Source organism: Trichocoleus sp. DQ-U1 (assembly GCF_039961925.1).
GTDB lineage: Bacteria > Cyanobacteriota > Cyanobacteriia > Cyanobacteriales > FACHB-T130 > FACHB-T130.
In genome coordinates this window covers 1-20515 of the sequence record NZ_JAMPKB010000089.1, presented here as the reverse complement: position 1 = coordinate 20515, position 20515 = coordinate 1, and the positions used below count along the sequence as shown (strand labels likewise).

Genomic DNA, 20515 nt, shown 5'->3' with positions numbered 1-20515 from the left:
CATCTACGTTTAAAGGCGCTTGGTTTGAGTTGTTTGAGTTGTTCGTAGGTCATACTGGCTTTCCCCCTTAACCTACTTTTACTCACACTCTCGCTATTCACGCAAGAAGTCTATTGTTGATATGTTGTGCAAACCCTTGGGCAATTGTCAGCCAAATTACATCTGGAGTCAGCAACAGCGGTCGATGTTCGCTGTGGGCAATATGAACAGCAGTGACTAGAGGATGATTCCCTGATTCCTGAATGACTTCAAATGAGTTACTGTGGCTGAATGCCAATAATGGAGAACCTAATCGCTCCTCAAATTTACTCCAAGCCTCGCTAACAGGAATGATATCTCGACATACCTGGACATCATCAACAAGAAAACTAATTTCTCCGTCCGATTGATGCAAAATCGACGCTACGGTTTCCATAAAAATTTCTGGTGGTGAGTAAATAGGATGGAGGCTAAGCCTACTTACAAGAAAGTGGCATCCTTCAAGAATATATCTTACGAATCAAGGAACTAATCGTGTCTTTCTCTATGGTGTCAAGATGGTGTCAAGGTCAGATGCGATCGCCTATCGGTTAGGTGAAAGCACGAAACTCAGCCTAATCCGATTGATGCCCTAACGGTAATGCCAACAAGTGGCGTTTGAGGTCACAGCACCTACCAAGACTGCCGGATTTAGCGTTAGATTTTGCTTTGGCTAAATCCAACTGACAAGGTGAAAGTATATCGGTTATTTAATTAGGGCTGCTCACAAACGGTTTTTCAGAATGTAAAAAATGTTTTGCACTGAGCAGTATCGTACCGATTACTGATGGATTGTACCATCAGGCATCGTGACCTCTTCTAAGCGTGCTTCGCTCAAATCGGTTTCAATTACAGCCGCATTGGTCAAATTTGTCTTCAGCAAAACTGCCCCAGCTACATTTGCTTTGAGCAGAATCGCTCCTGTTAAAATTGCGCCAAACAGAATGGTTTCGCAGAGATTTGCGTACCTTAAATTAGTTTGACTCAGGTTCGCTCCACCTAATACGGCTCGGTTTAGATTTACCTTTTTCAAATTTGCTCCCGTAAGATTGGCTCCGCTGAGATTTGCTCCCGCTAAATTCGCTCCCTCCAGGTTGGCTCCCGTTAAATCTGCATCCTTCAAGTTCGCCCTCATCAAGTGTGCTTGTTGGAGGTCTACTCCACGCAGATTTGCACCCCTGAGGTTGATCATGCCTAGATTAGCTTGACTGAACTTCGCTCCATCTAGACAAGCAAAGGTGAGTTTTTCTCGGTATAGATTCGCTTGCCGAAAGTCTCTTTGTCCTGCTGCATACTTGCTTTTGAGTGTCTCAGCATTCATATTCACTACTTCTTCCTAGGTAACACTTAACAATCTTGTTCTTTCCCCATCGAATGTTAATGTCGTGCAATAAGTTCCCTAGTTGTTTTTTGCGGGACTCCCAGAAAGCCGTTTTTCAACCACGCAAAGCAAGACAGCAAGCTCATGCTATTTTCTCTCCCTGTAGTATTTAGTAAATCTTTCATTTTACTTTTACATCTAATTTAGGGAATAAATCGTGAAGATTCTGTGTTGATGCTGAACCAAAAATTTTTAAATCGGACATTAAACCTTAAAAAGTTGTTACTTTTTAATAAAAAAACGGCTTAGTCTGCATTTATTTACAGATTAATTGTAACAAAAGTTATTGTATCTGTTTTTTTTTAGGGCACGGTACTGCTGGAACCCTGTGAAAATTCACCATCAGCCGCTATAAAGAGTTATGTTTATTTCTCTGAGTTTGCTTAATAAAAAACTATAAAAATCATTAGCCAAAATATAATAATTTTGGGTTTAAATTAAAGATTTACACAATTCGCTTAGGCACGGGTTTTGTGAAGATGCGTTCGTGCAGCGTGCCGGAGGCATATTGCCAATACTTCCCGCCAATACTTCCCGCCGTGCCAGCCTAAAGCCGGTTATGACAGGATTGGGACTAGCAACAGACTGCTGTTAAACGGAGATTGATACATGACAGAAAGTAGTCATCAGCCCTCGCAGGGGGGGCGTTTTGAGCCGCCGTATGACGGGCACGCCGACCACTTGGAGACACCCATTGAACCCATTGAACCCGTTGAAGTTCAGGTGGAAGACGATCGCACTGGGATGACGGTCGTGACCCTGAAACGGGCGTTTGCAGATAACCTGTATTACCTGCTGGCAAAAGATGAGTATTGGGCGACGCCCCATGATTACTACATGGCTCTCGCTTATACTGTGCGCGATCGCTTGCTGCACCGATGGATTAACACCAGCAGAACCTACATCGACAAAGATGTCAAAGCCGTATATTACCTATCGGCAGAGTTCTTGATGGGTCGTCAGTTGGACAATAACCTACTCAATTTAGGTTTGTACGAACGGGCACGCCAAGCTCTCCACGAGTCCGGACTCGACATCAATGACCTCAAAGTATTAGAATCAGAACCCGGACTCGGCAATGGGGGTTTAGGACGTCTGGCGGCTTGTTTTCTCGACTCCCTCGCCACCTTAGAAATTCCGGCAGTTGGCTACGGCATTCGCTACGAATTCGGGATCTTTGATCAATGGATTCAGGATGGCGCTCAAGTCGAACACCCCGACAAATGGCTCCGGTTTGGCAACCCTTGGGAAGTTCGCCGCTCAGAATTAACCGTTGAAGTGAAGTTCGGCGGCTATACAGAAGCTTACAGCGATGGACAAGGTCGTTATCGAGTGCGTTGGATTCCCGATCGGAAAATCTTAGGGACGCCCTACGATACACCCGTATCTGGGTACAACAACAATACGGTGAATACGCTGCGTCTCTGGCGGGCGGGGGCTTCTGAAGAGTTCGACTTCCAGGTTTTCGACAGCGGTGATTATGCCGGTGCCGTTACCAACAAGATATTTTCTGAAAATATCTCAAAAGTTCTCTATCCCAACGACAACACCTCTCAGGGTCGGCAACTGCGCCTAGAACAGCAGTATTTCTTCGTCAGTTGTTCTCTCCGAGACATTATCAATTCGCATCAGCGCATTCACCGGACTTTCGATCGGTTCTACGACAAAGTCGCTATCCAGCTCAACGACACGCATCCATCGATTGGGGTTGCCGAACTGATGCGGTTGCTGGTGGATGAGTACGAATTAGGCTGGAACCGAGCTTGGTACATCACCCGGCGCGTCTTCGCCTACACGAACCATACACTGCTCTCTGAGGCTCTAGAACGCTGGCCTGTGAGCTTGTTTGAGCGTCTGCTGCCTCGGCACTTAGAGATTATCTATGAAATTAACCGCCACTTTCTCGATGAGGTGCGTGCCAAGTATCCAGGCGATGAAGCGCGGCTCGGGAGATTGTCAATTATTGAGGAAGGCCCCCAGAAGTACGTCCGCATGGCGCATTTAGCTTGCGTGGGGAGCCATTCCATCAATGGAGTGGCAGCATTGCATACCGATTTGCTCAAAGCAGATGTCTTGCGAGATTTCTACGAATTGTGGCCCGAAAAGTTTAATAACAAAACGAACGGGGTGACACCGCGCCGGTGGTTGTTGCTGAGCAATCCCCATCTGTCTGAGCTGATTACCGAGAAAATTGGCAATAATTGGGTAACACAACTCGATCAATTCAAGCAGCTAGAAGCTTTTGTTGATGATGCTGAGTTTTGCTCTCGCTTCTCGTCGATTAAGCGCAAAAATAAGCAATCCTTGGCAGAGTACATTCTGCTCTACAACGACATTGAAGTAAATCCAGATTCTCTGTTTGATATTCAGGTGAAGCGGATTCACGAGTACAAGCGTCAGCTGTTGAATGTGCTGTACATTATTACGCTGTACAACCGGATCAAAAAAGATCCCAATGTTGATATCTTGCCCCGGACTTTTATTTTTGCAGGCAAGTCCGCTCCTGGCTACTACATTGCCAAACTGGTCATTCAGTTGATTAATTCGGTGGCGAAAGTCGTCAATAATGACCCGGATGTGCGCGATCGCATTAAGGTCGTTTTCTTGGCAAATTTCTCGGTCTCTCTCGGTCAGCGAGTTTATCCAGCCGCCGACCTTTCCGAGCAAATCTCCACGGCGGGCAAAGAAGCTTCCGGGACGGGCAACATGAAGTTTGCCATGAATGGGGCGCTTACCATCGGGACGCTGGATGGTGCCAACATCGAGATCCGCCAAGAAGTCGGAGCCGAAAACTTTTTCTTATTTGGCTTGACTACTCAAGAAGTATATGCACTAAAGGCAAGGGGATACAACCCGCGAGAGTATTACCATAGCAACGCCGAACTGCGAGAAACGATCGACGCGATCGCTTCCGGCTACTTCTCACCCGACAATCGCGACCTTTTCAAACCCATTGTGGAATCGTTGCTAGACAGGGATGAGTATATGCTCTTTGCCGACTACCAAGCGTATATTGACTGCCAGCAAGAAGTCAGCAAAGCTTATCGAGACGCAAAGCACTGGACTCGAATGTCAATTCTCAACGTTGCTCGCACGGGGAAATTTTCCTCAGACCGAACCATTAAGGAGTATTGCCAAGAAATTTGGAACGTCCAGCCAGTCAAGATCGACTTGAAAGAGTATCAACCGCATACAGCAGGTTTGCAGGTGAAGGTACAAGCCAAGCGCCCTGTCCTTTAAAGAGCAACTCGTAAGTAGGGGACAGCGCGACAAGACAGTCAATGCAGTTACATCTTAATCGTTAAAATGACGACCCAGGCTGCTGAAGAAATTCTGCCTCCTGGGTTGTTGTCTCTCGACCAAGAATCTGATTGCGATGGGGAAATCGCCCAAAGCGTTCAATCACCTCGAAGTGTCGAACTGCGTAGGAAATGTAATCAATACAGTCAGGATCGTCGCCCAATTGCTGAAACAACTCCACTGACTGACGCTGATGTTCGAGATTTTCACTATGTTCAAAAGGTAAATAAATAAAGCATCGCTGGACTGGCAGCAATTCTCGATCGAAGCCATTGGCAACTGCGTGCTGTGCCACAGACAGAGCAAGGCTATCGGTAGCGAAGGCTTGGGCACTCCCGCGAAACAAATTGCGTGGAAATTGATCTAATAGCAGTATCAGTGCTAAACAGCTTTGGGGCGATTCCTTCCAGGGATTTAACTGACCCGCTGCGGCTAGTTCGTAGTCTCCTAAGAAGCGGGTTCGGATCTCCTCATCAAACTGCGGTTTTTTGGTAAACCAGACTTTACGGGGTTTCCCATAACCCGCCTCATCGGGTTTGCCAAACCAAAAATTCAAAATTTCATGGACTTGTGACATGAGTTTTGGCTCCAACGCCCTCAATTTCGATCTCCCCAATCCTCCAATCTAATTCCCGCTTAAAAAAGGGGCTAAGGAGGGATCGGTTCCTGCACTGAGCCGGATTGTCAGCGCCCGGAAGCAGCGATTTGGTGATGCCGATGATAGCTAAAGATTGCATTTGGGCACCCTTGGAATAGAAGTGTTTAGCTGCGTCACTTTAACTTCCCGCTCACCCCCAGCCTGACTCATGAATTACACCGATAACCAAGAGTTGCTTCAACTGTTTATCCAGCAAGCGCCAGCAGCCGTTGCCATGTTCGACCGCGAGATGCGTTACCTGCTGTTCAGTCGTCGATGGCTGACGGAGCGCAATCTTGGCGAGGACATTATCGGGCGCTCTTACTATGAAATTGAGCGTGGAGTAGCAGACCGTTGGCAGGCAATTCATCAGCGCTGTTTAGCGGGAAGCATCGAGAAGGTTGAAGAATCTTTACCCCGTACTGATGGAACTGTGGAGCGGGTAAGGTGGGAAGTACAGCCGTGGCGCACTGGCACAGGTGAAATCGGCGGATTGATCGTGTCGAGAGATGCGATCGCTGAGCGCCATCCATCACAGGAACACCTACACCTGTTGGAGAAGGCGATCGCTGCTAGCAATAACGGCATCGTGATTAGCGACGCGAGCTTGCCAGACAATCCCTTGATTTATATCAATCCCAGTTTTCAGGAAATGACCGGGTACTCCGAGAGCGAAGTTTTAGGGCACAACTGCCGCTTCTTGCAAGGAATCGATACAGAGCAACCGGCGATCGCTCAATTGCGAACAGCAATCCGGGAGGGAAAAGAGTGCAATGTCACCTTGCGGAATTACCGCAAAGATGGGACGCTTTTCTGGAACGAACTGCGAGTTGCGCCAGTAAAGAATCCCCAAGGAAAACTCACAAACTTTGTGGGTGTCCAAACTGACATCACCGACCGAGTGGAAGCCCAAGAACATCTGATTCGGATTAGCAAAGCCGTTGAAAATGCGAGCGATGCCATCATCATTACGAACGCCAAAGGGCAGTCTCTGTATCACAATCCGGCGTTTGTGGAATTGTTTGAATACACCACAGACGAAATAAATGCGGCTGGGGGGCCAGCTATCCGCTACTGCGATCCGAATGTCGCTCGTGAAGTCATCAGCACCATCAAACAAGGCAACTCCTGCTGGAGTGGTGAAGTCGAGATGCGTACCCAGAGCGATCGCACTATATCGATTTTGCTTCGGGCTGATGCCATCGCCGATGACAATGGTAATGTAGTCGGGTTGATTGGGATTCACACCGACATTACCGCCCGCAAGCAGGCTGAAGCCGTTTTACGGCAGCTTCTGCGACGGGAGCAGCTCTTAGGAGCGATGCAAGAGCGTATCCGCCAATCCTTGAAGCTGGAGGATGTTCTCAACACTGCCGTGGAGGAAGTGCGGCAGTTTCTTCAGACAGACCGAACGATCTTGTACCGCTTTGAGCCGGATGGAAGTGGCACCGTCGTTGTAGAGTCCGTGAGTGCCCAGTGGTTGGCGGTGCTGGGAAGCAATATCAAAGATCCGTGCTTTGGCAAAACCTACGCTGCGGCTTATCAACAAGGTCGTATCCGTGTCATTGAAGATATCTACACGGCTCAGCTCAACCCCTGCCATATTGAATTGTTAGAGCAATTTCAGGTGCGAGCGAATCTAGTCGTACCGATTTTGCAAGGAGACCACTTGTGGGGGTTGCTAATTGCCCATCACTGTCGCTCGTCGCGGCAGTGGCAATATGAGGAAGTCGAACTGCTAGAGGCACTGAGCGTGCAAATCGCGATCGCCATTCAACAAGCCGCTTTGTTCGAGCAAGTAGAAGCGGAACTAGCGCGATCGCAAGCCGCTCAGACTGCATTGCGCGATAGCGAGGAACGTCTGCGGACTGTGGTGAAAAGTGCGCCCATCGTTCTATTTGCCTTAGACGATCGGGGTGTCATTACCTTTTCCGAAGGGAGCGGTCTGGATACTTTGGGACTGGAAGCGGGTAAGGTGGTTGGTCAATCCATCTTTGAGGTGTACCGCCGCTTCCCACAGATTCTCGAAGAGGTTCGGCAAGCGCTATCCGGCAAAGCCTTAACATCCCTGGTAAAAATGGGCAAATTGACCTTCGAGGTTCGCTATTCGCCCCTGCGAAACGCCAACAACGAAGTCATGGGCGCAATTGGCGTCGCCACCGACATCACCGAACGCATCCAAGTAGAGGAAACCCTCCGCCAAAGCGAAGTGTTGCGCCAAAGTGAAGCCAAAACTCGCGCCCTCCTCGACGCGATCCCAGATTCGATGTTTCGCATCCGTGAAGATGGCACCTTTCTAGACTTCAGAGCCGCTAAAAATGACGTTCGGGCGATCGCTCCCGCTCGAGTCATCGGTCAAACTGTGCAGGAGCTTTTGCCAACCGAGGTAGCGCAGCAAATGCTGCATTATGTAGCCAAAGCGCTGTCTGCTAACGAGATCCAAGTTTTTGAATATCAACTGCTCGCTCCCTTGAATCCCGCTTACCCAACCGGAGAGATAGGCTCTGTGCGCGATTATGAAGCTCGCGTTGTTGTCAACGGAGCGGATGAAGTGCTGGCAATCGTGCGCGATATTACCGAGCGCAAGGAGATGGAGCGACTGAAAAACGAATTTGTCTCCATCGTCAGCCATGAATTGAGGACGCCGCTCACTTCGGTGCGAGGCTCCTTGAGTTTAATTGCTGGAGGTGTGACGGGTGAAATTCCCAATGAGGCAAAGGCGCTAGTGAATATTGCTTATAAAAATACCGAGCGTCTGATTCTCCTGATTAACGACATTTTAGATATTGAAAAGATTGAATCCGGCAAAATGGATTTTCATCTCCAGCCGCTGGAACTAATGCCACTCGTAGAGCAGGCGCTGGAGGCGAACCGGGGCTATGGCGAACAGTTTGGGGTGCAGTTGGTACTGGAGTCTGAGTTGTCCGGTGTTCAGGTGAATGTCGATCGCGATCGCCTGATGCAGGTACTAACGAATCTACTCTCCAACGCCGCCAAATTCTCTCCCCCCAATGGTACCGTCACCCTCTCCGTTTCCCGTCCAACTCAATCGCCAAATACCATCCGAGTTGCCGTTACCGACTGCGGTTGTGGGATTCCCGAAGACTTTCGCCCTCGGATTTTTCAGAAATTTGCTCAAGCAGATTCCTCAGATACCCGTCAAAAGGGAGGAACTGGCTTAGGTTTAAGTATCTGCAAAGCGATCGTAGAAAAACTCGGAGGACACATTAGTTTTGAAACTCAAACGAATGTCGGGACGACTTTCTACTTCGATTTACCAGAATGGCAAGAAGCACGGATCTCAAAGATTATGACTTCCCACTCGCCGGAAAGTCTCCCCATCCTTATCTGTGAAGACGATCCCGATATTGCCACGCTGCTGTCGCTGATGCTGAAACAAGAAGGTTTAAGTGCAGATATCGCCTACAATGCAGCCCAAGCCAAGCAGCTTTTGTCAGAAAATTGCTATGCGGCGATGACTGTAGATTTGGCGCTACCCGGTCAAGATGGCATCTCTTTGATCCGCGAACTGCGGGAAGATGAAAATACTCAGAGTCTCCCGATTGTGGTCGTTTCTGCCAAAGCCCAACAGGGGCGCGAACAACTCAGTGGCGGTGGATTGCCGGTGATAGACTGGCTGGATAAACCAATCGATCAGGCGCGATTGATGGCATCTGTCCGCCAAGCAGTTCGGCAGAACTCAGACAGTAAGCCTCATATTTTGTATGTTGAGGACGATCCGGATTTAACTCAGGTGGTCTCAACAATTTTGCAGAATATCGCCGAAATTGATTCAGCTAAAAATCTTCATGAGGCAAGACACAAGCTGTCTTCTAAAACTTTTGACTTAGTGATTCTTGACCTCAGTTTACCGGATGGTTCTGGTCTAGAATTGCTAGCGGATCTCAACAATCAGATTTTTTCCTCCATCCCCGCAGTCATTTTCTCCGCCAATACCGTTGGCATGGAGGCGGCACATCACGTAGCTGCGGCACTCGTCAAGTCCCGCACCTCCAATCAGCAGTTGCTGGAAACGATTAAATCCCTAATTGGACGCGGTAATTCCGCTTCTTAATTCTGTTTTTTTAAGTTTCAATAAATTAAACGTTTATTGAAACTTAAATTTAATTGAGTTTAAATAGTTGTTATTAAATTTTTATTTATAAACTAAAAATTAAAATATTTAGTAGGATGACCGAATTAAACCATGTCATATTGTAAACTGGGAAGCCATTCCCATCCTGCTTGGTTCTCCGCGTTGAGAGGCGTGGATTTTGAGGTAAGGAACTCAACATGGCAAGGGTAAGACGGGGAGTAAAAAGCGCTTTTCCGATCTTACTAATAATTTAGTCTTACTACTTTCTGGAGATAGGGAATGAGTTCGTTATTCGTAGAGGTAAGAACAATAAACCCTAAACTATCGCAATCCCAAATGAATTGTAGAATCTTCTCTTTTTTTATAGATATGCTTTTTCTTCCGACTCAGTTTAAATTAATGAGTAATCAATCAAAAGCAATATGACAACTCCATCTTTAACTCGTATCTTGTTGGTGGAAGATGATCCGGACATTCAGACCGTTGCCTGCTTGGGTTTGAAAGTAGTCGGCGGTTTCACGGTAGAAGTCTGTAGTTCTGGGAGCGAAGCGATTCAGAAAGCGCCGATATTTGCCCCAGATTTGATTTTGCTGGATGTGATGATGCCTGGGATGGATGGGATGACCACCCTAAAGGCACTGCGGGAACTCCCGCAAACTTTAAGCACTCCGGTAATTTTCTTGACAGCCAAAGTGCAAACCCATGAAGTAGCTTATTATAAGCAACTTGGTGTATTGGATGTGATTGCGAAGCCGTTCGATCCCATGACCCTTTCTGCAACTCTCAATCGTATGTGGTTCCAGTACCATGATTGATGCGCTTCAAGATCCGCAAGAACAACTCAATGCCCTACGCCTTGCCTATAGGCAACAACTGCCGAGTCGAATTGAGCAGATTGAAACAATTTGGAATCAGCTGCTGGGAAGCCTTGAGGAAAGAGGGACCGTAGCTGGGGAGTCAGGATGTAGGGGCGGGGAAACCCTGCCCGGAGCAGGAGAGAATCAAGAACATCAACCCCTCAGCACCTCAAAGGTTCAGCCCCTTTCGTCTTCTCAAAATCCGCCTCAGTCCCTACTAGAAGCCGCTGCCTCACCTTTGGAAACGCTACACCACCTGATGCACCGTTTGGCGGGTTCTAGTGCCACGTTTGGTTTGCTGGGGTTAGGGAATGCGGCACGAACTTTGGAACTGGTGTTCAAGGCGATTTTGGATAGTGGAAAGTTGCCAACCGCAGAAGAGCAAGCACAAATCTGCGTGCTGGTAGGAGGATTGAAACAGGCGATCGCAGTGGAGGACACTTGTGTACTGGATCTAAACCTCCCCCCGTTGCAGTCTCAAGAGCCTTGGACAGAGAATCGGCTGATTTTTTTGGTGGAAGACGATCCGCATCTATCGCAGGATTTGGCGTTGCAAATCAGTTGTTTTGGTTATCAGGTTCGCACTTTTGACAAAATTGCTGAACTGGAGGAGGCGATCGCGCAAACACCACCCGCCGCTGCAATTGTGGATGTTGTTTTCCCCCAAGACAGTCTCGCTGGCCCTAAAACAATTACTGCCATCCAGCAGCACCGCGAGCAACCGCTGCCAGTTTTGTTTATTTCTGCCAGAAACGATCTCATGGCTCGTTTACAGGCGGTGAGAGCGGGTGGAAAGGCGTATTTTCCCAAGCCAATTAACATTGGAGAATTGATTGACGCGCTGGATTTGCTGACAGTGCCGCAAGCACCAGAGCCGTATCGCATTTTAATTGTTGACGATGATGCGCCTTTGGCATCCTTCTATGGTTGGACTTTGGAACAGGCGGGAATGACGGCGCTGGTGGTGACAGATCCGTTGCAGGTGATGCCGCCGTTAATTGAGTTCAGACCGGATCTAATTTTGATGGATATGTATATGCCGGGATGCGATGGAGTGGAACTGGCAGCGGTGATCCGTCAGCAACCAGCTTATGTGGGCATTCCGATTGTGTTTCTGTCGATGGAGACGGATCTGAATAAGCAGCTAGCGGCGATTCAGCTAGGCGGGGATGATTTTTTAACCAAGCCGATTCAGCCAAATCATCTGATTGCGTCGGTGATGCCGCGAGTGCAGCGATCGCGTCTTTTACGTTCGGTGATGGTGCGCGATAGTCTGACTGGGCTGCTCAATCATACGACGATTAAAGAGCAACTCAGTATTGAGGTGCAACGAGGTCGGCGGGAAAAGACGAACCTTGCCTTTGCCATGATTGATATTGATGATTTTAAGTCAGTCAACGATACTTATGGTCATCTCACAGGCGATCGCGTACTGAAAAGTTTATCCCGTCTGTTGCAGCAGCGTTTGCGAAAAACTGATATCACGGGTCGTTATGGCGGGGAAGAGTTTGCGGCTATCCTCCCGAATACAGATGGTGCAACAGCCGTGCAAGTTCTCAACCGAATCCGCGAAGGTTTTGCACAAGTTCGGCAGCAGTCTGACGGCGCTGAGTTTTCGGTTACTTTTAGCTGTGGCATCGCTGTCTTTCCCAACGTAGATGAAGCGACCCAACTCAATGAAGCCGCAGATAAAGCTCTCTATGAAGCCAAACGACGGGGACGCAATCAGGTGGTTCTGTCTACGTGAACAAATCTCTGCGATCAAGAGATTACAACTGCTTTTAACGAACATTAAAGATTTAAAGCGATCGCAAATAGCCAATCCAATAATATTGGCAAGGCTCACCCTACACTGTTATCAGAGCTTTTCCATACAATCTATTAAGTGAGAACAGATGGCTGACATTGTTGATATTGCCGTTGGTGCGGGTTCTTTCAAAACTTTAGTAACTGCTGTCCAAGCGGCAGGGTTGGTGGACACGCTGAAAAGTCCTGGCCCTTTTACTGTCTTTGCACCGAATGATGATGCCTTTGCCAAACTTCCACCCGGAACGATTCAAACCTTGGTGCAAAATATTCCCCAGCTTGCCAGAATTCTCACCTATCATGTCGTTCCTGGCAAGTTAATGAAAGCCGATTTAGAGAAAGTAAGTTCTGTCACCTCAGTGGAAGGTTCACCCATCAGAATTGATTGTTCTGATGGTTTTGAGGTGAAAAATGCTACAGTTCTCGCACCAGATATCGAAGCAGATAATGGCGTGATTCACGTTATCGACACGGTAATTTTAATGGGTTAAATAAAAAAAAGGGAGCAATCGCTCCCTTTTTAAAAACCCTATTTGAGGTGTGTTGGAGGAATCAAGGAATCGGAGTGCGATCGCTCCTTTTAAAAGCCCGCTTTTTTCTAGCGAAGCGGCGCGTTAGGGCGGGGTTTGGGGGGATCTCCTATCGATAATCCGACTGCTGAATATCCCGCAAACGAGCTTCAGGACGCTTAAAGCGATCCATCTGAGCTTCAAAAAACTCCCGATTTGCTTGTAAATGCTTTGGATTGGAGTCATCTAAAGGATAGAGAAGTGCCGTCCGCAATGCTTGGATAACAGCAGAAGTAACGCAGTACATCGAGCGTTGGAAAGTAATCCCTAATTGGATTAACATATCATCTTCACCGCGGCAGTGTTGGCGATAGTAATCCACGAGATAGGGTGGGAGGAAATGCAGCATATCCTGCATTAACAATGTCGGCGGAATGCCAGCAGTTCCCACCGGAAATACATCAGCATAGAGAATTCCATAGTGGAAATCTTTCTGATTTTCCGGAACTTGCTTTGCCTGAGCATTGTAAGATTTTGTACCCCGGAATGGAGCCGTGCGGTAGAATACAGCTTCCACATACGGTAATGCTGCTTCGTACAGCCATGTGAAACCGCAAGATTTGGGGATAATTTCATACTTTTCACCCCGAATGTAAACGTGATGATAAATCGGACGACCCGCGATCGCAAAAATTCCATTTACCAGAAAATTCATCGCTTCCGGCACACTGGTAATTTTCCCCTCATCGTAGAGGTCGGACATCTCAAAGAAAACTGGAGCCATCACTTCCCAGAACAAGCCTAAATTACTGTAGTAAGACAGTTGGCGCACCTGTTCTAAGAACATATCAGGGAACAGTTTATACAATCCCAGCATCGCCGGATTGCCTTTGAAGTAAGCCTTAATTGCTCTATCTGCATTCGCTTTATATTCATCGGTATCCAGATAGGCATCGAATTTACCCCAGCCCATATCTCTGCCGTGCCAAAGCATTGCTTGCATACAAGCTTCGGCAAATTCCATATTAATTCGGTCATGCCCTAAGTGATGGAATAACTTGGGCATTTTAGAAGTTTCGCCCTTCTCGATAAACTCTAGAAGTTCGGGATGAGCGGTAGCTTCTCCGCGCCAGATCCGCAAATCTGCATCGTCTCCAGCGTAATGATTATGTAACTCTAAATACTCTTTGGGCAAGAAGTATTTAAAGAAGGGAAAGGGATTTAAAAAGACATGCTCGGCAATATAAAGCAGGTCGCGCCAGTAGAAATCCATCGGTACTGCATACGCTTTATAAATACCGATAATTTGCATGAGATTTTCCGGCGTATCTGGCAGCATGGCACCACCAGCTTCTAAGCGATGAATAATTTCGGCAAATTCATGGTTAGAAGGAGGTAATTTTGTTGAAGGCTTAGATGGAGTTTGTACCATTTTTAGTTCGTTTAGATGAATTACTGAATGTTTTTTGATGAGTGGTTATTTAGTTGTGCGGGCAGTGTTTTTGACGTTTTTGACCTTTCCCCCAACCCCTTCCCTGGCTTTTAAGGGATCTAGGGGCTTAGGTTTCTCATTTTCCGCCTGAGCTTAGATTTAGCTCTATAGGGGTTGCTGGGTTTCGTTCCTCAACCCAGCCTACGAAATTTTAGCTGAGGTTTTTCGTTTCCAGGCTGAGCAAAGGAACGAGAGGAATGAAAGTAATTTTCTACTCCTGAACTGAAGCTTGGTAGTTGATAGCAACTTGCTGAGTAGTAGTCGTGGGCATGGTAGCAACCATTGCAGCGGTTGTCGGTTCGCTCCAACGCACCAGCCAATTGGGGAAGATTCCTAAGAAGAAGATTAAGGCTGCTAAAACTAAAGCTGGGGTGCGCTCAACCCATTCAACTTTGGGATAGTAGGCTGCGGCATTGTTCAGTTTGCCAAAACAGGTGCGGTTAATGAGAATCACAAAATAAACTGCCGTTAAACCGCTACAAATTACACAAATCAGGGTTGGAATTGGAAATACGATGAAACTACCTTGCAGCACTAAAAATTCAGCGATAAAGCCTACCATACCGGGGATACCAGCACTCGCCATTCCGCCTAGAACTAGCAAAGCAGTGGTAAGCGGTAAGCCGCGTTGGGGACTCAACAAACCATTCAAGACATCTAAATCGCGGGTGCCAACTTTGCTTTCGATAACGCCCACCAAATGGAAGAGGATGGCTAAGATGATACCGTGGCTAACCATTTGCAAGACGGCACCGAGTAAACTAAGCGGTGTAGCAGCGGCGGCGGCTAACAGAACATAGCCCATGTGACCGATAGAGCTGTAAGCGACCATGCGTTTGATATCTTTTTGAGCGATCGCACTCAGCGCCCCGTAAGCGGCACTAAACGCTCCGATAATCGCTAACCCTGGTGCCACAATTGTCCAGGTTTCGGGAAACATTCCTAAACCAAACCGTACTAAACCATAGGTTCCTAACTTTGCCAGGATGCCACCTAAAAGAATGGCTACGGGTGGTGAAGCCTCGACATAAGCATCTGGCAACCAAGTATGCAACGGAACTAGGGGAATTTTGATTCCGAAACCCACTACCAGCATTGTTAGCAGGATTAGCTGCGCTTGTAACGGTAAACCTTGAGCAATGTTGGCATTGTAATCAAAATTAGGAGCATTACCCAGCCAAGTTATACCCAAAAATGCCGCCAGAATTAAAATTCCAGAAAGCGCTGTATAAATGAGAAACTTCATCGCTGCGTAGCCACGCTTTTCAGTTCCGCCCCAGATGGCAATTAACAAGTACAGCGGAATCAGTTCTAGTTCGTAGAACAACACAAACAGCATCAAATTCTGCGACAGGAAGGCACCCGCAATTCCAGCATTGACCAGCAGCACTAAAGAATAGTAAAGCTGAGGACGAGTAATCTGCTTTGAGGTGCTGTAAATAACAATCCATGTCAGCAGGCTATTCAAAGCCAACAGCGGTAAAGACAAACCATCAACACCAAGGCTGTAATTCAATCCCAATTTTTCAATCCAGGGCATAAATTCAGAGAATTGCATCCCGGCATTGTTCAGGTCGAATTGGGTTAAAAGAAATCCTGTCTCTAATAAAATTCCACTGATAATCGCTAATGCAAGTAAACGGAGCTGACTAGCAGATAAGTTAGGTAAGAATCCGACGAGAGCGGCACCTAAAAAGGGTAGCCAAATAAAAGTGCTGAGCATGGTTTGTTATTTGCTGATTCCTGATTGCTGATTTCTGTTGACCGGCTGAATGAGAATCATAGAAACGGCGGTTTGGCTATATAGCAATCCCAATTTATGTAGGAGATATTCTTCTCTCTTTTTTCCCTCCGTTAACACGCGATCGCGCTTCGTTAATCGAAGACATCTCACCACTTAAATAGGATTGCTATAGCTCTACCTAACTCAGTAAGGTGACTTTGCCAGTGTCCAAATCGTAATAACCACCTACAACTTTCAGTTTATTTTCCTGAATTAACTGAGAAATGACAGGAGAGGTTTTCAATTTTTCTACTTGAACCAAAACATTCGCTTTGCTAGCATTCTCTAGCCGATCGCCGGGTTTGCCTTTTGAATTTTCTACACCAGGTTTTATTGCCTCAATTAAGCTACCAATTTGACCGGGCACTTGGGCACCTTTAATGGTGGCATCTACCGCCCCACATCTTTTGTGCCCCATGACCATGATTACCTTGGTTCCTAATATTAAACCCCCAAATTCTAGGCTCCCGGTTTCCTCCGGAGTTGCGATATTTCCTGCCACGCGGCATACAAACAAATCTCCAAATCCCCGGTCAAAGATAATCTCAGAAGGAACTCGCGAATCCGCGCAACTGAGAATCGCCGCAAATGGCTTCTGAGTTTTCGCAACGGCGGTCAAACGTTGAAAATCTCGGTTGATATTTTTAGTTTTTCTGGTAATAAACCGTTGATTCCCCTCCATTAAACTTTGCAGCGCTTGATCGGGGGTCATGTCATTCTCTGCAACGGCTTGGTCGGGGAAAACCAACTTGGTTCCGAGTCCGGCAGTTACGACCCCTGCTCCTACTGCGCCTGCGCTAAATTTCAGCAAATTCCGTCTGGAGAATTGTCCTTTCTGCTTTTTTGAATTCATTGGTTCGTAGCTTCCTTCCTAAGGGTTAAAGACTTGATCTCTTTGTATTTTGTCATTAGTTATGTATCCTTTGCAATTTAAAAAGGACTAATGACAAAAAGTTCTAAACCAACCGGGTTTTCAGTTAGTTTTGTAGGGCACCGCTCGCCCACTCTCGACCTATTGAGCGAGTGCTACAAAGAGTGGTGAAGCGGCATGAAAGAAGCGCCAGTATAATAGCATTCCTAAGACAATTATTCCCATTACTATCGTCATCGCATAAGCTTGGGATTGTCCGGAAGTGCTGTATTTCAAACTTTGTCCGCCGAAAAGGGAAGCAACTCCGATAAAATTAACGAAGCCATCCACTAAGTAGCGGTCAAAGGCAGAGATGAAGCGGGAAACTAAAGCAACGCTGAAAACAATACTCACGCGGTAAATTTTGGCGGTGTAAAAGTCATAAGCCAACAAATCTTGCAGGGGTTTCCAAGGAAGTTGGACGGGTTTTTTCCACATTTTATTCAGATAAATCACCCCGCCAAGGCTGCAACCAAAAATACTAGACCAAATCAACAGCAGCGCCATATCTTTATTGAGAGTTGCCCAACTCGGCAGTAGCGACAAGCTTTGTAACACTAAGGGGAGGTGGAGGGTGAAGGCGGCCAAAACTATCATGGGGAAAGTTAAAGGCCAAAATGCTTCTGGCGATCGTACAGTCATTGGCTTGGGTTCTCCGCCAAAAATCAGCCCAAACACTCTCGTTAAACTGAAGGCTGTCAAACCATTGACCACCAGCAATAACCCGACTAGCCAAGGTTGAGTTGCCCACAAACCATCTGCCAATTTCAGCAATGCCCAGAAGCTGCCTAAAGGCGGAAAAGCGATTAACCCCAGCGTCCCAACCAGAAAGGCTAACCCGGATATGGGACGGCGCGACCATAAACCGCCGAGTTGGGTTAAGTCTTGGGTGATGTTGTTCCAAATAATTCCACCAACACTCATTACCAACAGCGCCATTGCGATCGCATGAGTCAAGATCAACAACAAAGCTGCATCATCTTGTTGAGTGCCTACAGCGATAAATACCAATCCCATGTAGGTGCTGACGGAATAGGACAAAGCGCGTTTGATATCAATTTGCGCGATCGCAATCAAGGAAGCGCCAACCGCCGTCACACCACCGATCGATATCAGCGCCAGCGACACTATCGGAGAAAGCGCTAACACAGGTTGCAACTTAATCAACACCCAGGCACCTGTTGCCACGACGACCGAGTTCCGCAAAATCGTGCTGGGAAGCGGCCCTTCCATTGCCTCATCCAACCACAAATGCAACGGAAATTGAGCGCATTTACCCATCGGGCCAGCAATTAAACCTAAACCTAATAGCGCGGCTAGTGTAGGGTCTAAATCAGCGGTTTTTGCCCATTCTGCTAGATCGTTAAAATTCCAACTTCCTGCCAGGGGATACAAGGCAATGACTGGCATCAGCATGATTAAATCCCCAACCCGCTTGGTTAAGAAAGCATCCCGCGCCCCCGTCACCACTAGCGGCTGGCTAAACCAAAGTCCTACCAGCAAATAAGTCCCCAAGGTGAGGATTTCCAGGATTACATAGCTAAAGAACAAGGAGTTGCACAAAGCTAAAGCACACATCCCTGCCTCAAAAAGCCCCAGCAAGGCATAAAAGCGTGCCCAGCCCCAGTCCATCTCCATGTAGCCGATCGCGTATATCTGGGCTAGCAGGTTTAACCCGGTTACTAGAGCGATCGCTGCAACGTTAATTACTGAGATTTCTAGGGGGAAATTTAAATCCAAACCCGCTGCCGACAGCCATGTAAACGTTATTTCTTGAGACGGCTGGTTCCAAATCGCTTGCAGAGTCACTAAGCTATGAACGAATGCCAAAAAGGTCATCAGCAAGTTAATGTAACCAGCGGGGCGCGGCCCTGTGCGGCGGATGACACCGGGCGACCATAATAGCCCGGAAATAGCACCAATTAAGGCATAGCAAGGGACTAACCAAATAGTATCGATGAGAGCCTGAACCACTGAATTCCCTCCAAACTTGCAGCAAAGCTAGGGTTGCTTTCAGCCAACCCGTAATTTCCCTAACCAACCTATGCAGTAAGGCGAATGCCGAATTAATAATTTCTTAAGCGTTCTGCTTATCTTAATGGTTCAAGTAACCAAAAGGGAATAATTGATTTAGAGAATTAAGCGATAAATCATCTAAAAAAAACTTATATAACTCTTTGCTATCATAGGTTTTTATGCCTAGAGCAGTTGTCATCAAGAATTCATATGGTACTGATAGATAAATGTCTATAGGTAAAAATATTTTTTAACAAATAAGTTTTTTGATTTTTAAGTGTATTTTAGAAATTACCATCAAGGCTTTATGTGGCATCTATAGATAAACATCTATAAGCAATTCTACTTAGGCTACTATAACAGTTCTATTTGAGTTGTAGGCAAGATATCCAATTTCGAGAGAGAAATTGGATATCTTGCCTTCACGAATCAAAGAGAACGCTCCAGAGACACAAGGGAGAGAGTTTTACAATCCATTTAGGATTGGTATCGGTGGGATGCAAGGATGTTGGATGATGCAAAGTGTTTATCGAATCCAATGAAGACTGTCCTGAAGCATCTTTACAGGCGATAGGATTTTGTTATGGCAGAACACAACCCGTCTGCGATTCATTTCAGTGCCCTACCTGTTACGAGCGCCGATGTGGAAGCTGCGGCGGTGCGGTTGGCTGGAATTGCCCGTTGCACGCCGGTTTTGACCTCCAGAACGGTCAACGAGCGCACCAATGCTCAAGTATTCTTGAAGTGCGAAAACTTTCAACGCACGGGTTCGTTTAAGTTTCGGGGTGCTTACAATGCACTGGCACAGCTATTTGAGGAACAAGCATCACGCGGGGTTCTGACGTATTCATCAGGGAATCATGCTCAAGCGATCGCACTCTCCGGACAATTGCTGGGCATCCACACCACGATTATCATGCCGGATGATGCCCCAGTCGTGAAGCAAGCGGCAACTCGCGGTTATGGTGCTGAGGTGATTTTGTACAATCGTCAGGAAACCACGCGGGAAGCTTTGGCGCAAAGTCTGGTAGATCGGCGCGGTTTAACTTTAATTCCCCCTTACGATCATCCTCATGTCATCGCCGGACAAGGTACATCTGCTTTAGAACTCTTTCAAGAAGTCGGTTCCCTCGATTTACTTCTAGTTTGCTGCGGAGGCGGTGGTTTACTATCAGGATGCGCCCTCGCTGCCAAAACCCTTTCACCGAATTGCCGAGTGATTGGGGTAGAACCAGAACGCGCCGACGATGCGACACGCTCTTTTCACAGTAAAACGCTGCATACTACGAACAATCCTGACACGATTGCTGATGGGGCACGCACTCCTTGCCTGGGAAACATTACCTTCCCACTTGTATTGCACTACGTCGATGATATGGTGACGGTATCGGAAGAAGCCATCCGCACCACGATGTTTTTCTTGTGGGAACGTCTGAAAATCGTAGTGGAACCGACGGGTGCCTTAGCCGCCGCCGCTTTGCTGTCGGGAGTCGTGAAAGAACCGGGTGCCCGAATTGGGGTGATGATTACCGGGGGGAATGTAGATATTCGGCAAATCTGTAAATTGTGAATGCGATCGCTTAACCTGGTACAACTCTAGGGCGTGTCATCAATTCAACCAGATGACCGTAGCAGCGAGGTGAATCGCACCGAGAAAGTTAACCGCACGCTTGTCGTAGCGCGTTGCAATCGCTCGATACTGCTTGAGTT

The 20515-nt window shown here is 47.2% G+C and carries 13 protein-coding genes and 1 pseudogene; 6 read left to right on the top strand and 8 right to left on the bottom strand.

Translation table 11 applies throughout. The annotated features are described in order from the left end of the window. Window positions 1-97: 97 nt before the first annotated feature. Window positions 98-415 carry a DUF4419 domain-containing protein gene (locus tag NDI34_RS24225; protein WP_348234077.1) on the bottom strand — a complete coding sequence of 106 codons (318 nt, stop codon included), beginning with the start codon at window positions 413-415 and terminating at the stop codon, window positions 98-100. Between the two features lie 384 nt (window positions 416-799). Next, entirely contained in the window at window positions 800-1339 is a 540-nt protein-coding gene (locus NDI34_RS24220) for a pentapeptide repeat-containing protein (RefSeq protein WP_190411552.1), read from the bottom strand. Between the two features lie 804 nt (window positions 1340-2143). Between NDI34_RS24220 and NDI34_RS24215 the strand changes: the two genes are divergently transcribed. Next, entirely contained in the window at window positions 2144-4639 is a 2496-nt protein-coding gene (locus NDI34_RS24215) for a glycogen/starch/alpha-glucan phosphorylase (protein WP_348234078.1), read from the top strand. A 61-nt stretch (window positions 4640-4700) separates the two neighbouring features. Here NDI34_RS24215 and NDI34_RS24210 read toward each other — a convergent pair whose 3' ends face one another. After that, the gene (locus tag NDI34_RS24210; RefSeq protein ID WP_190427118.1) at window positions 4701-5276 is read right to left on the bottom strand and encodes a DUF924 family protein; all 576 of its coding nucleotides are present in this window, start codon (window positions 5274-5276) and stop codon (window positions 4701-4703) included. Window positions 5277-5505: 229 nt separating this feature from the next. Between NDI34_RS24210 and NDI34_RS24205 the strand changes: the two genes are divergently transcribed. From NDI34_RS24205 to NDI34_RS24190, 4 genes are all read left to right on the top strand, one after another. Then, window positions 5506-9411 (top strand): PAS domain S-box protein, encoded by a 3906-nt coding sequence (locus NDI34_RS24205; protein ID WP_348234076.1) that lies wholly within the window; start codon window positions 5506-5508, stop codon window positions 9409-9411. 443 nt (window positions 9412-9854) lie between these two features. Continuing rightward, a complete protein-coding gene (locus NDI34_RS24200; protein ID WP_190427114.1) occupies window positions 9855-10247 on the top strand; it encodes a response regulator in 393 nt (130 codons plus the stop codon). Further along, window positions 10240-12036: a diguanylate cyclase gene (locus NDI34_RS24195; RefSeq protein WP_190411547.1), complete on the top strand. Its 1797-nt coding sequence runs from the start codon at window positions 10240-10242 to the stop codon at window positions 12034-12036. The genes NDI34_RS24200 and NDI34_RS24195 overlap by 8 nt, the downstream gene beginning before the upstream one ends. Before the next feature lie 148 nt (window positions 12037-12184). Then, window positions 12185-12586 (top strand): fasciclin domain-containing protein, encoded by a 402-nt coding sequence (locus tag NDI34_RS24190; RefSeq protein ID WP_190411546.1) that lies wholly within the window; start codon window positions 12185-12187, stop codon window positions 12584-12586. 148 nt (window positions 12587-12734) lie between these two features. On the opposite strand, the gene NDI34_RS24185 is transcribed toward NDI34_RS24190, so the two are convergent. The 4 genes from NDI34_RS24185 to NDI34_RS24170 form a co-directional block, all read right to left on the bottom strand. After that, window positions 12735-14036, bottom strand: a complete 1302-nt coding sequence (locus NDI34_RS24185; RefSeq protein WP_190986862.1) for a CO2 hydration protein — start codon at window positions 14034-14036, stop codon at window positions 12735-12737. Between the two features lie 271 nt (window positions 14037-14307). Beyond that, a complete protein-coding gene (locus NDI34_RS24180) occupies window positions 14308-15819 on the bottom strand; it encodes an NADH-quinone oxidoreductase subunit M (RefSeq protein WP_190986863.1) in 1512 nt (503 codons plus the stop codon). Window positions 15820-16018: 199 nt separating this feature from the next. After that, entirely contained in the window at window positions 16019-16732 is a 714-nt protein-coding gene (locus NDI34_RS24175; protein ID WP_190426520.1) for a carbonic anhydrase, read from the bottom strand. A 159-nt stretch (window positions 16733-16891) separates the two neighbouring features. After that, a complete protein-coding gene (locus tag NDI34_RS24170; RefSeq protein WP_348234075.1) occupies window positions 16892-18763 on the bottom strand; it encodes an NAD(P)H-quinone oxidoreductase subunit F in 1872 nt (623 codons plus the stop codon). A gap of 625 nt (window positions 18764-19388) precedes the next feature. Between NDI34_RS24170 and NDI34_RS24165 the strand changes: the two genes are divergently transcribed. Beyond that, on the top strand, window positions 19389-20375 hold the full coding sequence (locus NDI34_RS24165) for a threo-3-hydroxy-L-aspartate ammonia-lyase (protein ID WP_348234074.1): 987 nt from the start codon (window positions 19389-19391) through the stop codon (window positions 20373-20375). A gap of 39 nt (window positions 20376-20414) precedes the next feature. On the opposite strand, the pseudogene NDI34_RS24160 reads toward NDI34_RS24165, so the two are convergent. Next, window positions 20415-20515: pseudogene (locus tag NDI34_RS24160) on the bottom strand (IS5/IS1182 family transposase); the annotation flags it as partial.

What these genes read in the sequence shown, in the direction of transcription:
- NDI34_RS24225 (WP_348234077.1), bottom strand. Translation starts at nt 415, where the DNA reads ATGGAAACCGTAGCGTCGATTTTGCATCAATCGGACGGAGAAATTAGT.
- NDI34_RS24220 (WP_190411552.1), bottom strand. Translation starts at nt 1,339, where the DNA reads ATGAATGCTGAGACACTCAAAAGCAAGTATGCAGCAGGACAAAGAGAC.
- NDI34_RS24215 (WP_348234078.1), top strand. Translation starts at nt 2,144, where the DNA reads ATGACGGTCGTGACCCTGAAACGGGCGTTTGCAGATAACCTGTATTAC.
- NDI34_RS24210 (WP_190427118.1), bottom strand. Translation starts at nt 5,276, where the DNA reads ATGTCACAAGTCCATGAAATTTTGAATTTTTGGTTTGGCAAACCCGAT.
- NDI34_RS24205 (WP_348234076.1), top strand. Translation starts at nt 5,506, where the DNA reads ATGAATTACACCGATAACCAAGAGTTGCTTCAACTGTTTATCCAGCAA.
- NDI34_RS24200 (WP_190427114.1), top strand. Translation starts at nt 9,855, where the DNA reads ATGACAACTCCATCTTTAACTCGTATCTTGTTGGTGGAAGATGATCCG.
- NDI34_RS24195 (WP_190411547.1), top strand. Translation starts at nt 10,240, where the DNA reads ATGATTGATGCGCTTCAAGATCCGCAAGAACAACTCAATGCCCTACGC.
- NDI34_RS24190 (WP_190411546.1), top strand. Translation starts at nt 12,185, where the DNA reads ATGGCTGACATTGTTGATATTGCCGTTGGTGCGGGTTCTTTCAAAACT.
- NDI34_RS24185 (WP_190986862.1), bottom strand. Translation starts at nt 14,036, where the DNA reads ATGGTACAAACTCCATCTAAGCCTTCAACAAAATTACCTCCTTCTAAC.
- NDI34_RS24180 (WP_190986863.1), bottom strand. Translation starts at nt 15,819, where the DNA reads ATGCTCAGCACTTTTATTTGGCTACCCTTTTTAGGTGCCGCTCTCGTC.
- NDI34_RS24175 (WP_190426520.1), bottom strand. Translation starts at nt 16,732, where the DNA reads ATGAATTCAAAAAAGCAGAAAGGACAATTCTCCAGACGGAATTTGCTG.
- NDI34_RS24165 (WP_348234074.1), top strand. Translation starts at nt 19,389, where the DNA reads ATGGCAGAACACAACCCGTCTGCGATTCATTTCAGTGCCCTACCTGTT.